The following is a 13,750-nucleotide window of genomic DNA, read 5'->3' on the forward strand; positions in this document are numbered from 1 at the left end:
CTTATTCTTCGGTCAACGCGGAGCCGGCCCGATCGAGCAGCGGTTTGAACAGGTAGTTGAGCAGTGAGCGTTCGCCAGTGCGCACGAACATTTCCGCCGGCATACCGGGCTTGATCACCAGACCGTGAAGCTTCTCCATGGCCTGGTCACTGACACTGCTGCGCAACACGTAGTACGGCACGCCGGTTTTCTCGTCGACCATCTGGTCGGCGGAAATCAGAACTGACCTCACCCGGCACACGCGGGGTCTTGCTCTGGTTGAACGCGGTGAAGAGGATATCGACCGGCAGATGCGTGCCGACCTTGTCGATCAGGTTGATCGGCAAGTGCCCTTCGACTTCCAGGGTGGTGCCTTGCGGGACGATCTCCAGCAGGGTTTCGCCCTGACGCACCACGGCGCCTTCGGTGTGCACGCCGAGGTTGACCGCCACACCATCGGCGGTGGCAAGGATCTCGCTGTGTTGCAGGTCGAAACCGGCAGAAGTCAGTTGCTCGGACAGGGTCACGCTTTTCAGCTGCGCGTCGGCCAGTTGCGTGCGCACTTCCTTCTGGTATTCCTCGCCATGCTGTTGCAACTTCAGGCGCGACTCGAGAATGCCCTGCTCGACCCGGCCGCTTTCACCGGTGTTTTCCGCCAGTTGCTGCTGCACTTGCGACAGCTGCCGCTGGTACTCCATCAAACGGTTGCGCGGGATGTAGCCGTTGTCCGCCAGCGGTTGCAGGTTGCTCAGTTGCTGTTGCAGCGAATCGGCCTGGGCATTGAGGTCGGTGCGCGCGCGTCGCATGCCCGCCAGTTGCGCGGTGGCGCCTTCGATGCTGGCGCGCAGGCCGGCCTGCTCGCGGTAGAACGCTTCGCGGCGGCTGCTGAACAGTTGACGCTGGCCTTCCAGCACCAGTGCCAGACGCGGGTCCGGGTCGTTGCTCAGCTCGGCGGGAAAGGTGATTTCTTTGAGGTTGTCGCGTTCGGCCTGCCAGCGCGCGAGGCTGGCCCACGCCATGCGGTATTGCGCCTGCAGCGACTGCACGTCGGCGGCGACCTGGGTCTGATCGAGGCGGAACAACGGTTGCCCCTGCTTCACGATTTCGCCTTCACGTACCAGAATCCGGCTGACCACGCCGCTGCTCATCGACTGCACAGCCTTGCGCTTGCCCGACACCACCACGGTGCCCTGCACCGGAATGCCTTGGTCCAGCGGCGCCAGTGCGGCCCAGGTGAAGAAGCTGCCGGCGCCGACGATGGCCAGAATCCAGCCCATGCGCGCGAAGAATTTCGCATCGCGCTCCGGGCGCTCGGTGACGTACGCGTGTTCCATGGAGGCTTCGTTTTCAGTGTTCATGCTGGCGCTGCTCATACACCCGAATTCCTTGTCGTGGGCTGGTACTGCCGGCTCATGCTGAGCCCGCCCGGTGCCTGCGCAGATTTTTCCCGTTGTTGTTCCTGGGCGCCGGACAGCGCCTTGAGGACATCCTGACTGTTGCCGAACGCCTGCAAACGACCATCGTTGAGCACCAGCAACTTGTCGGCCTGGGCCAGTACCGAAGAGCGGTGCGTGACCAGCACCACGGTGGTGCCCTTGGCCTTGAGCTGGGCGATGGCGCTGGCCAGCGCGGCTTCGCCAACGGTGTCGAGGTTGGAGTTCGGCTCATCGAGCACGACCAGACTCGGATCGCCATACATGGCCCGAGCCAGAGCGACGCGCTGCTTCTGACCACCGGACAGGCCGCTGCCGTCCTCGCCCAGTTGCGTGTCGTAGCCTTGGGGCATACGCAGAATCATCTCGTGGACACCGGCCTGTTGCGCGGCGGCCACGACTTTTTCCGGGTTGGCTTCGCTGAAACGGGCAATGTTTTCGGCGATGCTGCCGCTGAACAGTTCGATGTCCTGTGGCAGGTAGCCGATGTATGGACCGAGTTCATCGCGGTTCCAGCGATGGATGTCCGCACCGTCCAGGCGCACAGTCCCGCCAAGGGTCGGCCACACGCCGACCAGCACCCGGGCCAGGGTCGACTTGCCGGAACCAGAGGCGCCGAGCACGCCCAGCACTTCGCCCGCGCCGATGCTGAAGTTGACCATCTGCAGGGTCGCCGCGCGCTGCCCCGGAGGGCCGGCACTGACTTGCTCAAAGGCAATCTGGCCTTTCGGCGCCGGCAACGCCATGGCGTCATCGCTCGGCGGAAACGCCTGCAGCAATGAGTCCAGACGACGATAGGCCAGCTTCGCCCCGCTCCACTGTTTCCACACGGCGATCAACTGATCGATGGGGCTCAGCACGCGGCCCATCAGGATCGAACCGGCGATCATCATCCCGGCGGTCATGTCGCCCTTGATCACCAGCAACGCACCCAGGCCGAGCACCAGCGATTGCAGACACAGACGCAGGGTTTTACTGATCGAGCTGATTACCGCGCCAGTGTCGCTGGCCTGATTCTGCAGGCCAAGGAAGCGCGAATGCACACCAAACCAGCGCTTGCGCAACGCGCCAAGCATGCCCATGGCCTGAATGGTTTCGGCGTTATGCAGGTGGCTGGTCGCCAGTTGGCTGGACTTCTGCGAGTAACCGGCGGCTTCGCCCAGCGGCTTCTTGGTCATGTATTCGTTGAGGCACGCCAGCGCGATCAGCAGCAGCGCCCCAGCGGTGGCGAGCACGCCCAGCCAGACGTTGAACAGGTAGATGACGAACAGATAGACCGGGAACCAAGGTGCGTCGAAAAACGCAAACAGCGCCGGCCCGGTGACGAATTGGCGAATATGGGTCAGGTCGCCCAGAGATTGCCCGGCATTCCCCTCGCCCTTGAACAGGTTGCGCTCGAACGCCGCCTGATAGACCCGCAGGTTGAAGCGGCGCTCCAGTTGGCTGCCGATGCGGATCACGATGAAGCTGCGCACCACCTCCAGCATGCCGATGAACGCAAAGAATCCAACGACCATCAAGGACAGCATCGCCAGGGTGGTTTCGTTCTGCGAAGACAGTACGCGGTCGTAGACCTGCAGCATATAAATCGAGGGCACCAGCATCAGCACGTTAATCAGTGCAGTAAAGCACCCGACGCTGATCAGAATGCCTTTATAGTCACCCAAAGCCTTGAATAAGGGAGCGGTGGCTGGGGCCTTCGCCATCTTCATTGATTCTTCCTGAAATGATAGATCCCGCCAGACTTCGGCGAGCGCTCAATTAATGTTCCGCTTACCTGCGAAGATGTTTTGCAAGTACCCGTTTACAATTCAACAACAACTGCCACGATCACTTATAACGTTAAAGCACTGCCTTATATTCAATCTGGCTTAGTTGAGTGTTTATTTCGCCGCGCGTTGAAGTGTAACAATCAGGCCCGACTTCAAAGTACTGGAATAGAGCCCGTCACGTTGTCGGCTGAAAAACACGATTCTTGAACCTTCCTTGCCGGTCACAGAAATTCCGTCGGGTTCCGGAAACCAGCCGATGGGCGAATCCTCCAGCCATTCGCCCAGGCATTCAGCGCCCTTGCCAACGGTCTGATTGGCTTGCAACTCGAGGGCACAAGTGTTCGAAGGCTTGTCCTGCAGCTTTTGCGCCTCGGGCGCATCATTGTTGGCGCTCAACGTCGCCTGCCATTGCCCGGCAAAAACCGATGGATCTTCGAGTCTGAGGCTGCTTGCCATGGTTGTTTCTCCAGAAATCATGATGAACGCCGCCGAAAGCCACGCCATTGCCTTGTAGGTAAAAGCTTTATAGATCATGAGAATATTCGCTCCGGCACGTAGCCTTGCCCAGCGGCCAGGACGATGCAAGTAAAGAAAGCGGCGCATTGAGCGCCGCTTTCCCGTTTCACATCACGCCACGATGTCGCTGGTCGCTGCCTGGCCAACGGTGCTGACTTGGAAGTCCGCCACGCCGTGCCCGGAGAAGTCCACCGACAACAGGCTGTTGCCGCCCGACGAAGTCAGGATCGCGTCGCCGGCTGCACCGGTGAAGCTGTTGACGAAGTGCAGGCCGGAACCGCCGGTGATAGCGCTCAGGTCGATTTTGTCCAGACCGCTGACGAAATCGAGGATCTGATCGATGGCACCCGGCTTGGAATCGGAACTGGCCGCGAACACGAAAGTGTCCGAACCTGCGCCGCCCCACAGTTTGTCCGCACCACCGGCGCCGTAGATGATGTCGTTGCCGGCACCACCCTTCAGCTCGTTGGACGCACTGTTACCGATCAGCAGGTCGTTGCCCGAACCGCCGATGGCGTTTTCGATGGTCACGCCCTTGGCGATGGACACGTTACCCACCATGCCACCAACGTCGGAGAACGAGGCTTCATTGAGGTTGATCTTCTGGTTCTGGGTGAAACCCGAGAAGTCGAAGGTGTCCTTGCCGCCCGCGTCCCACACCGAGAACACCAGCTTGTCGCTCGACGACGAGGCGCTGAGGAAATCACGACCGGCGTTGGAGTTGAAGCCGTAGGTGGTGTCACCGGCACGGGTGCTCATATTGGCGCCGTACAGCTTCTGGATCGCCGCAATGTCATCCATCAGCGGGCCGGAGGCATAGGCTTCCACACCGCCCTTGCTGAAGTTCTGGGCGGTGTTGCTTTCGCTCCAGTAGCTCATGAGGCTGTAGCCGCGGGTGTCCTGACCGTAGGAAGCATCCTTGTAGGTCGGGTTGCCTTCGCCGGCGTTATAGTCGCCAGGGTGAGACAGCCCCAATGTGTGACCGATTTCGTGCGTCAGGGTCTGACGCCCGTAATTGTTCACCCCCGGGGTTTTGTTGACGTCGTAGCCACTGCCGGTCAGGTACCAGGATTGACCGTCATAACCAGGCTCGGTGCCTGGCAGGAAAGCAAACGCCGCCGCACCTTCCTGGCCACCGCTGTAGTTACCGAATGTCATGTGACCGTCGCCACCTTTGGCAGCCTCGGTAAACGTGACATTGGCAACGTCAGCCCAGGATTGCATGGCGAGCACGGCCTGAGCTTTTTGCAGGGCACTGAACTGACTGAAACCGGTGACGCCCAAGCCGCTGAAGTTGGCGGTTTTGGCGGTCAGAAAGGTGTAAGTCAGTTCGATCTTGCCGCTGTTGTCGAGATCGTGCCAGGAAGCACCGTCTCGCAACAGTTGAGTAGCGGCTTGATCCACCGAGAAGGAGGGTTTGCCATTGACCGTGAGGTTGCCGCCACGATCGTACTGATGGCTGAAGCTATTGATCTGGTTCCAGGCGGAGCTGGATGCAGCCAGAGACTGCGCTGCGCCGACAGGTACGAATGTATCTGCGGTGGTATCAATAGCGTTAGCTTTTACTTTCGACATAAACACACTTCCTTGTTTAGCAATGGAACAGTTTTTGTCAGATAGCGACAATCCCTGGCGAGATCGTCCTATCACTCGCCCAATGAAGGCGTAAGAAACCTGACACAATTTGAAATCTGTCGTCTAGCGTTTTTTTGAGATCAAATTGAACTGTTGCGTAAAACTGCCGAAAACAAAGCCTGCGGGGTCGAAAGATTGTTTTACCGGGCATCACCACGCCCAATTGTCTGACGATTTTCTATTTAAATATTAAATATTGGTAAGTTGTTTTTTGTTAGACGCGTCTCACTTTCCTGCACTCTATTAGTGCGATGCCAGTGTATTGATATCAAATAAAATGCTGCGCTGAAAACACATTGTGGGAGCGGGCTTGCTCGCGAATGCGGCTTATCAATCAACATAATTGCTGACTGAACGGACGCATTCGCGAGCAAGCCCGCTCCCACAGGAATGAAGTGAATCAGCTACCCGTTCGAATCTTGTTCCACACCCGCGTACGAATCCGGTCGATGTTCAGCGGCATCGCTTCCAGCGCGAACAGCTTGCCCATCATCTCCGGGCTCGGATAGACCTTGGTGTCGCTCTTGATAGCGGGGTCGATCAGACTGTCAGCCTGCTCGTTGCCGTTGGCGTAGTGCACGTAATTGCTGATGCCGGCCATCACGTCCGGTCGCAGCAGGTAGTTCATGAACGCGTAACCGGCCTTCTCGTCCGGCGCATCGGCCGGCATGGCCACCATGTCGAACCAGATCGCCGCGCCTTCCTTGGGAATCGCGTAACCGATGTCGATGCCGTTCTTCGCTTCCTTGGCGCGGTTTTCCGCTTGCAGGATGTCGCCGGAGAAGCCGACCGCCACGCAGATGTCACCGTTGGCCAGGTCACTGGTGTATTTCGAGGAATGGAAGTAGCTGACATACGGCCGCACTTTCATCAGCAGCGCTTCAGCTTTCTTGTAGTCCTCGGGGTTCTTGCTGTGGGGCGGCAAGCCCAGATAGTTGAGCGCCGCCGGCAGCAGTTCCGGGCCGTTATCGAGGATCGCCACACCGCACTTCTGCAGTTTTTCCATGTATTCGGGCTTGAAGATCAGGTCCCAGGAGTCCACTGGAGCGTTGTCTCCAAGCACCGCTTTGACCTTGGCGATGTTGTAGCCGATACCCGTGCTGCCCCACAGGTACGGAAAGCCGTGCTCGTTGTTCGGATCGTTGACCTGCAAAGCCTTGAGCAACACCGGGTTGAGGTTCTTCCAGTTCGGCAACTGGCTCTTGTCGAGCTTCTTCAGCGCCCCGCCCTGGATCTGCCGGGCCATGAAGTGGTTGGACGGGAACACCACGTCATAACCGGATTTGCCGGTCATCAACTTGCCGTCGAGGGTCTCGTTGCTGTCGTAGACGTCATAGGTGACGCCGATGCCGGTATCTTTCTGGAAGCTTTTCGTGGTGTCCGGCGCGATGTAGTCCGACCAGTTGTAAATTTTCACCGTTTCGGCGGCATGGCTGATGGAGGCGGCCAGCAGCAGCGGCGCCAGAGCGAGGGTTTTCTGGATCATGAGGTGATTCCTGTAGTGGCTATTTTTGTTGGCAGGCAATCAAAGGATCAAACAATCAGAAAATCAGCACGTAGGTCTTGCGCACGGTCTCCTGGATATCCCAGACGCCGAGCGTGTTGGCCGGCAACATCAGTGCGTCGCCACCTTGTATGTGCAGGGTTGCGCCGCCGTCGTCCGGGGTGAACGTGCAGCGGCCAGAAATGAAATGGCAGAATTCCTGCGCGGTGATCTGCCGGCGCCAGCGCCCCGGGGTGCATTCCCAGACGCCGGTTTCGACGCCGTCGTCGCGTTCGACGCTGGTGGTCGAGGCAATGGCGACCGGCTCGCCGAGGGGCACGGCGACCGGGTTGGACTCGTCCAGTTGCAGAGTGGCGGTGTTCTTGAACTGCGTAATGCTCATGGGGGGACCTGTCTTTTGAAGAAAACGGCGGTTAGTGCATGAACCCTTCCATGAAGCCCGCGACCTGGCTGGCAAGCTTGCGCCGCCACGGTGCAGTGGCCGGGTTGGCCAGGGTCTGGTCTTCGTGGACAAAACTTTTGATGATCGCGTTATAGCCAAGCCAGCGGCACGGCTCCGGTTCCCAGGCGCGCAGCGCATGTATCCCGCCATCCGGCAGCACCCACGGCTGATGCACCAGTTCGGTGTCACGCTCGAGAATCAGATCGGCCAACGTTCGGCCGCCGAGGTTGCTGGCACCGACACCCTCCCCGCCATAACCGCCGGACAGCGCGATGCCATTGGCGCGATCGCAGAGCATGTGCGGCTTGAAATGCCGCGACATGCCGAGGTTGCCGCCCCAGGCGTGGGTGATCTGTACGTTTTTCAGCTGCGGGAACAGTTCGCCGAACAGATAGCGGCGCAGCTCTACTTCATCACGGGTCAGATCGAAGTTGTGGCGTAGCTTGCCGGCGAACTGGTAACCGCCGCGGGCGCCGAAGATCAGGCGGTTATCGGCACTGCGCTGGCCGTAGGTGACCTGGCGGCTGAACTCGCTGAAGGCCTGGCCACGGTTGAGGCCGATTTCATCCCAGGTCGCTGCCGACAACGGTTCGGTGGCGACAATCAGGCTTTGCACCGGCAACTGATAGCGGCCCAGCGGCGGCAACGTCACCGAATAACCTTCGACGGCTGGCACGATCCAGCGACTGCGCACACTGGCCTTGGCCGTGCGCAAACTGCCGGACTGCCAGTGCGTGACCGGGCTGTTTTCGTAGATCTTCACGCCCATGTTCTGCACGGTGCGCGCCAGACCGCGCACCAGTTTCGCCGGGTGAATGGTCGCCACATGCGGCGCATAAATCCCGCCGTAGGGTTTTGCCACGCGAATCTGTTGCGCCAGTTGCTCGGGGCTGAGCCAGCGATAATCGTTGTCGGTCAGGCCTTGGGCATGCAGTTTGTCGAGGTATTCACGCAGGCTGGTTTCCTGCTCCGGATAGCGTGCGGCGCAGTACAGCACCCCGCCTTTGCGGTAATCGCAGTCGATGCCCTCACGTTCGAGCACAACTTCCACTTCATCGGGGATGCTGTGCAGCAGATCGAACGAAGCGCGGCGTTGTTGTGGCGAGAGCCCGGCAAGCAGTCGATCCTCGCCCAGCAGGTTGCCCATCAGCCAGCCGCCATTGCGCCCGGACGCCCCGAAACCGGCGGTTTGCGCCTCGACGATGGCGATATCCAGACCGGGAGCGAGTTTTTTCAGGTAGTACGCGGTCCACAGCCCGGTATAACCGGCGCCGATGATTGCCACGTCGACATCCAGATCCCGCTCCAGCGCTGGCCGCGCGGTAAGCGGCTCGTCGAGTTGATCCATCCACAAACTGATAGTGCGCCACGCCGGCATGCAAGACTCCGCCACTGAAAACCTTCGATGGCGCCGATCCTAGTGGGTGACTTCAACGGCTGTCTTGCGCGCGTGCCCGCAAAGAAATTTGTTTGGCGTAGGCCTTCGGTGACTGACCGGTGTGTTGGCGGAAACAGCTGTAGAACGCCGACAGCGAATTGAAACCGGCCGCAAACGCCAGCTCGTCGATACGCAGCGGCGGCGTGGCCTGATCCAGTGACTTGAGCAAGTGCTGCAAGCGTGCCTGGTTGACGTAGCGATAGAAGCTCTGGCCCAACACCTGATTGAGCAGATAGGAAATCTGGTTGCGGCTGTAGCCGCACTCCTTCGCCACCCGTTGCAGGTCCAGTTCGGGATCAAGATAGGGTTGCTGGCGTTCGAAGTACTGCTGCAGGTCTTCAGCCATGAAACTGATCTGGCGCGGCGAAAGGCCCAGGCGACTCACCGCCGGACGCTGACTGGGCGTGGCAGCGCCGTTGGTTTGTGTCCGAACCAGTGAGGCGTATTCGTTGACCCGCCAGATCAACCCGTCCTTGACCGTGATCGCTTCACTGGAGCGGAACGACACCAGACCGTCACCGCCGCGCAAGGTCACTTCGTATTGAATGAACGCGGTATTGCCGTCCACGCGGATCCGGTCGCAATGTTCCAGCGCTTCGTCGGATTCTCGCGGCATGCTGACGCGCACGTACTCGCGCAGCTCGTCGAGGCTCAACACCCGGTTCTGAAAGAAATCGTTGTACTGGACGTCCGGGTGATACAGCGCCATGACGCTGTCCAGATCGCGGTGTTTCCAGCTCAGGTGGTAGCGCATGACCGTGGCAGCCGTGGCCGGGGTCTGTTCGGGGCCGTCATCGTCGGCGTGCATAAATGGCTCGATGCAAAAGAGTCGAGCTTGCCCAACTTCATGAAAACGATCAACGAGCAAACCGTAGTGGCCTTTTGGCGATCACTGACCAGAGCGTGACTTACATCAAAAAACGCGAAGCAATCGCAAAATGAACTGAAAAATCTCACAGAGATTTCACATCCGGATGCTACTTTTAATGTCACTGAACGGTTGAGCCAATGAAGACTCTTCCCACCTAACATGAGCAAAAGGAAGCGCTCGATGAAGAAGGCGGGCAACACATGAATAAAGCTTCGAGCAAAGTCACCTTTCCCAACGCGTGCCAACTGATGCGCTGGCACTTTCATCCCATGGGTTTCGAAGCAACGATGGATGCACCGGGCAGCATGATTGCCCGTCTGTTTGATCGTGCCAGCGGTGAAACCATGATCGCTATCGCCGGCATTCCATGTGCCACGGTGATGAACGCGGCCGATGTCGAGCGCATTATCGAGGCGGTAGAGGATGAGCTGGAGGCATTCATTCCTCCGGAATCTTTCAGGAGTTACGCATAACTTGTTGTTTTAAGTAAAAAAGCCCGCCGTAAAGGCGGGCTTTTTTGTGCGCGGCGGTTACCCGGCTTTTGCTTGTGAGCGGTGATCGACAAAGAACGCCTTGCCCTGCGCAACCCGATCGGACGCCCTCGGCATGTTTACTGCCTGGTTGTCCTGCGGTTCAACGTACCAATAGCAATGGCTGACCGCCCGAGTGATGCCGACATAAGCCAGACGCAGGATCTCGTCCTTTTGCGCCGTGTCATAAGGCTCGCTGTCGCCGGCCTTGCCCAGCCCGGCCATGCGGTACACCTGATTCTTGTACGGCGAACTGGTCAGGTGCTGGCAATCACCGAGCAGGAACACGGCGTCGGCTTGCAGACCTTTGGCGCTGTGATAGGTCAGTTGTTTCAGGCGTCGAGCCTCGTACGGCAAGCTCGAATCCACATTAACTACAGGCTGTATATGCTGCTCTATCAATGACTTATCACTACTTTTTCGATAAAGCATCAAGATTGAATCGCCGCGACTGTAGTGTTCGGCCAGGCGCTGACCCAAAGCCTGATCATCGCGCTCCAGGACATTCACCGGCTGCAATGCCTTGGCTGCGCCACTGGCCTTGGCCTTCTTGCCCGGAATTGCCGGCGCGGCGCGGACGATGTGTTCGGCGGCATCGATGATGTGCTGATGGCTGCGGTAATTGTCACTGAGCATCACCCGCGTGGTGCTCGGCGACGAGAATTCCTTGTTGAACTCCATGAAGTAACTCGGCGAACTGCCCCGCCAGCCGTAGATCGACTGCCAGTCGTCACCCACGCACAGCAACGACGAACGCTGTGCGCCCCGCCCGACATGCATGGCCGGGCCACGACTGCGGATTTCCGCAAGGCTGGCGCGGATCCACGAGACGATTTGCGGCGATACGTCCTGAAACTCGTCGATCATCAAGTGCGACATGGGCCGCAGCAGCTCATCACTCAGCAGCTTGAGATTTTCCGGCGAATGCTCGCTGAACAGCGCGAACATCCGGTTGTAGGTCATCACCGGCGGCTTCTGATCGAGCAAATGATCTTCCAGGGCACGCCAGAACAGGCTCAGCGCCTCGAAGAAAAACCGATCCGGATCATCCTTGGCAAAACTCATACGACCGACAGCGTCCGGCACATCCAGCCCGAGGTTTTCGATGAAACCGGCCGCCGCGACAAAACAGTCCAGAAGCGGCGCTGAGACCAGCTCACCTTTGACCTTGTAATCGAACCCGGGTCCCGCGCTCGCATCGCCAGCCAACGTCGACAGAACTCGCTTTGACATTTCATAACTATCAAGCCAAATCAATGGCTTACGACAGAAAGCTTGAAACAGGGTGCGTTTTACAGCCCACTCGGCGCGCACGCTGAGCTTGGCGTTGGGCCGGCAGATCTGCGGGTTTTCCTGTGGATCGAAGCCGAGCACCACCCAGGCATCGAGGCTGGGGATGTAGCCATGACAATGAAAGATCGAACCGTTGATCTCGAACGTTTGCCGGTTGGGCTCAATGCCTTTGATCGGCCAGGCACCGGCGCGAAACCACAGGTCTTCGATGGCGTCGCACAGTTCTTCGTCGCGTTTGGACGCCAGTTCGGTCACCGCCATGCGCTTCTGTACGTCCGGGTGGTCGCGCTCCAGCTCCTTGAGCTGCAAGGCAGCCTTGGCCAACGGCTGAATCAACGAGCGAAAACGCTCGTCTTCATTGAATAACCGGTGGTAGCAGGCGTTGAGCTGCTGGCGCTGGGCATCGTTGATCCGCAGATCGAACGGGTTGCTGTCGACGTCCTCATCAGCCCCTTGTGGTCGATTGCTGAGATTTTCAAAAGCCTGCAAGCGCTCGAAGCCCGGCAGGCTGCGAACCATCGGCAGAATGCGCGAGTGAAAGGTCCGCACCAGTTCCCGCGCCTGTTTCAGACTCAATTTCTGGCCCCAGAGCGCGAACATCTCGATCAGTTTATTGATGAAATCCTTACGTGATTCGCGCGTGAAGGTCACCACGGTCATCGAGTCGAGTTCAAAGCCCAGATAATGCGTGAGCAACAGAATACGCAGCACCAGCGTCGTCGATTTACCCGCACCGGCCCCGGCAATCACCGAGCTTGAGGGTGTATCACTGAAAATCATCTTCCATTGCGCGACGCTTGGCTGGGCGTGCTCGGGCAGCAGGCGTGCCACATCGGCCTTCATGCGTTTTTTCAGTTCGGCGCTGAGTGGCAGACGCCAATCATCGAACAGATGGTTGTCGACGCTCGGCGGACGATGCTCGGTGCTGCGGCTGTCACGAATCAGCAGGACCTGGCGACCTTCCTCCAGCCCTTCGAGTTTTCCTTCTTTGAAACCGTACTCCACACCCGCGGTGTGCCCGCTGCGAAACCCGTCAGCCTGACCGTGCAGCCAAGAGGCACGGTGCTGGGCGCGCAAACGCGTCAGGCCATGGCCGAAGAAACGCGCGGCCAGACGTTTGAACCAAGGCATCTCGGCCAACGGACGAAGTTCGGGAGGAAGATCGGGAGTGTGTTGCGCCACGCTGATGGGCTCCAGTGTGTGAGGCTGTTGGGGGCTATGGTGTCTTTATTTGCCCATGAGTTCTAGCGAAATGCTTACAGGTCATTGGTTTAGGCGATGAACTGAAAGTTGGGTGAGATCGTTTCGAGCCTGCTTCCCATCAATAGATTCGATGAGAATGCCGCACTTTTTACGCTTTTTCTCGATGATTGACTGAAGGATGATGCCCGTCATTAACCAACGGTCTCGCTTCGTGGCTCTGGCGTTGCGCCCCATGACGAACCTTTTGAGGAGACGATCATGCTTGAACTCAGACCTTTCAACACGCTGGGCGGCGCTCATCACGGCTGGTTGGATGCCCATCACCACTTTTCGTTCGCCGAATACTACGACCCGCAGCGCATGAACTGGGGCAATCTGCGGGTGTGGAACGATGATGTGATCGCCGCCGGCACCGGGTTCCCACAACACCCGCACCGCGACATGGAAATCATCACTTACGTTCGTGAAGGTGCGATTACCCACCAGGACAACCTTGGCAACAAGGGCCGTACCGAGGCTGGCGACGTACAGGTCATGAGCGCCGGTACGGGCATCGCTCACAGCGAGTACAACCTGGAAGACCAGGAAACGCGGATTTTCCAGATCTGGATTCTTCCAACCGAAACCGGTGCGCCACCATCGTGGGGTGCCAAACCGTTCCCCAAAGGCCAGCGCGAAGGGTTCGTGACCCTGGCCAGCGGCAAGGACGGTGACGACCAGAGCCTGCGTATTCGCGCCGATGCGCGGCTGGTCGCGGCGAATATCAAGGCTGGGGAAACGGCTGAATATCGTCTGGATGCCGGACGCCGAGCCTACCTAGTGCCTGCCACCGGTTTGATTGAAGTCAATGGCTTGCGTGCGCAAGCTCGAGACGGTGTTGCTGTGGAACATGAGTCGGTGCTGACCGTGACCGCGCTCGAAGACAGCGAAATCGTGTTGGTGGATCTGGCTTGATGGCCTGAACTGCAGGCGAAAAAAGGGGCGACCGTCATGGTCGCCCCTTTTTTGTAACCTTTGTGGCGAGGGGATTCATCCCCGATTGGCCGCGAAGCGGCCCTTCTTTACCGTTGGAGCGGACGGCTACGCAGTCCATCGGGGATGAATCCCCTCACCACAGAAAGAACTCACCTCCCT

At 58.9% G+C, this 13,750-nt stretch carries 12 protein-coding genes; 2 read left to right on the forward strand and 10 right to left on the reverse strand.

Annotated features, from left to right (window positions below):
- Position 1: 1 nt before the first annotated feature.
- The 9 genes from V9L13_RS07245 to V9L13_RS07285 form a co-directional block, all read right to left on the reverse strand.
- A complete protein-coding gene (locus tag V9L13_RS07245; protein WP_338802026.1) occupies positions 2-181 on the reverse strand; it encodes a hypothetical protein in 180 nt (59 codons plus the stop codon).
- On the reverse strand, positions 147-1,352 hold the full coding sequence (locus tag V9L13_RS07250; protein ID WP_338802027.1) for an HlyD family type I secretion periplasmic adaptor subunit: 1,206 nt from the start codon (positions 1,350-1,352) through the stop codon (positions 147-149). Before V9L13_RS07250 ends, V9L13_RS07245 begins: the two co-directional genes overlap by 35 nt.
- Positions 1,349-3,124: a type I secretion system permease/ATPase gene (locus tag V9L13_RS07255; protein ID WP_003225008.1), complete on the reverse strand. Its 1,776-nt coding sequence runs from the start codon at positions 3,122-3,124 to the stop codon at positions 1,349-1,351. The genes V9L13_RS07250 and V9L13_RS07255 overlap by 4 nt, the downstream gene beginning before the upstream one ends.
- Before the next feature lie 171 nt (positions 3,125-3,295).
- Positions 3,296-3,718 carry an AprI/Inh family metalloprotease inhibitor gene (locus V9L13_RS07260; RefSeq protein WP_338802844.1) on the reverse strand — a complete coding sequence of 141 codons (423 nt, stop codon included), beginning with the start codon at positions 3,716-3,718 and terminating at the stop codon, positions 3,296-3,298.
- Positions 3,719-3,811: 93 nt separating this feature from the next.
- Complete coding sequence (locus tag V9L13_RS07265) at positions 3,812-5,275, reverse strand: serralysin family metalloprotease (protein WP_338802028.1); 1,464 nt, start codon at positions 5,273-5,275, stop codon at positions 3,812-3,814.
- Positions 5,276-5,735: 460 nt separating this feature from the next.
- Entirely contained in the window at positions 5,736-6,821 is a 1,086-nt protein-coding gene (locus tag V9L13_RS07270; protein ID WP_338802029.1) for a polyamine ABC transporter substrate-binding protein, read from the reverse strand.
- 55 nt (positions 6,822-6,876) lie between these two features.
- Positions 6,877-7,221 carry a cupin domain-containing protein gene (locus V9L13_RS07275; protein WP_201137623.1) on the reverse strand — a complete coding sequence of 115 codons (345 nt, stop codon included), beginning with the start codon at positions 7,219-7,221 and terminating at the stop codon, positions 6,877-6,879.
- Between the two features lie 31 nt (positions 7,222-7,252).
- Positions 7,253-8,659, reverse strand: a complete 1,407-nt coding sequence (locus V9L13_RS07280; protein WP_103483489.1) for an FAD-dependent oxidoreductase — start codon at positions 8,657-8,659, stop codon at positions 7,253-7,255.
- Positions 8,660-8,711: 52 nt separating this feature from the next.
- Positions 8,712-9,527, reverse strand: a complete 816-nt coding sequence (locus tag V9L13_RS07285; RefSeq protein WP_338802030.1) for a helix-turn-helix domain-containing protein — start codon at positions 9,525-9,527, stop codon at positions 8,712-8,714.
- Positions 9,528-9,790: 263 nt separating this feature from the next.
- Between V9L13_RS07285 and V9L13_RS07290 the strand changes: the two genes are divergently transcribed.
- Positions 9,791-10,063 carry a DUF1652 domain-containing protein gene (locus V9L13_RS07290; RefSeq protein ID WP_045122460.1) on the forward strand — a complete coding sequence of 91 codons (273 nt, stop codon included), beginning with the start codon at positions 9,791-9,793 and terminating at the stop codon, positions 10,061-10,063.
- Positions 10,064-10,120: 57 nt separating this feature from the next.
- On the opposite strand, the gene V9L13_RS07295 is transcribed toward V9L13_RS07290, so the two are convergent.
- On the reverse strand, positions 10,121-12,595 hold the full coding sequence (locus tag V9L13_RS07295; protein ID WP_338802032.1) for a UvrD-helicase domain-containing protein: 2,475 nt from the start codon (positions 12,593-12,595) through the stop codon (positions 10,121-10,123).
- Positions 12,596-12,874: 279 nt separating this feature from the next.
- Between V9L13_RS07295 and V9L13_RS07300 the strand changes: the two genes are divergently transcribed.
- Positions 12,875-13,570: a pirin family protein gene (locus tag V9L13_RS07300; protein ID WP_003225024.1), complete on the forward strand. Its 696-nt coding sequence runs from the start codon at positions 12,875-12,877 to the stop codon at positions 13,568-13,570.
- Positions 13,571-13,750: the final 180 nt, after the last annotated feature.

The organism is Pseudomonas sp. RSB 5.4 (assembly GCF_037126175.1).
In the GTDB taxonomy this organism is placed as follows: domain Bacteria; phylum Pseudomonadota; class Gammaproteobacteria; order Pseudomonadales; family Pseudomonadaceae; genus Aquipseudomonas; species Aquipseudomonas fluorescens_H.

What these genes read in the sequence shown, in the direction of transcription:
- V9L13_RS07250 (WP_338802027.1), bottom strand. Translation starts at nt 1,352, where the DNA reads ATGAGCAGCGCCAGCATGAACACTGAAAACGAAGCCTCCATGGAACAC.
- V9L13_RS07255 (WP_003225008.1), bottom strand. Translation starts at nt 3,124, where the DNA reads ATGAAGATGGCGAAGGCCCCAGCCACCGCTCCCTTATTCAAGGCTTTG.
- V9L13_RS07260 (WP_338802844.1), bottom strand. Translation starts at nt 3,718, where the DNA reads ATGATCTATAAAGCTTTTACCTACAAGGCAATGGCGTGGCTTTCGGCG.
- V9L13_RS07265 (WP_338802028.1), bottom strand. Translation starts at nt 5,275, where the DNA reads ATGTCGAAAGTAAAAGCTAACGCTATTGATACCACCGCAGATACATTC.
- V9L13_RS07270 (WP_338802029.1), bottom strand. Translation starts at nt 6,821, where the DNA reads ATGATCCAGAAAACCCTCGCTCTGGCGCCGCTGCTGCTGGCCGCCTCC.
- V9L13_RS07275 (WP_201137623.1), bottom strand. Translation starts at nt 7,221, where the DNA reads ATGAGCATTACGCAGTTCAAGAACACCGCCACTCTGCAACTGGACGAG.
- V9L13_RS07280 (WP_103483489.1), bottom strand. Translation starts at nt 8,659, where the DNA reads ATGCCGGCGTGGCGCACTATCAGTTTGTGGATGGATCAACTCGACGAG.
- V9L13_RS07285 (WP_338802030.1), bottom strand. Translation starts at nt 9,527, where the DNA reads ATGCACGCCGACGATGACGGCCCCGAACAGACCCCGGCCACGGCTGCC.
- V9L13_RS07290 (WP_045122460.1), top strand. Translation starts at nt 9,791, where the DNA reads ATGAATAAAGCTTCGAGCAAAGTCACCTTTCCCAACGCGTGCCAACTG.
- V9L13_RS07300 (WP_003225024.1), top strand. Translation starts at nt 12,875, where the DNA reads ATGCTTGAACTCAGACCTTTCAACACGCTGGGCGGCGCTCATCACGGC.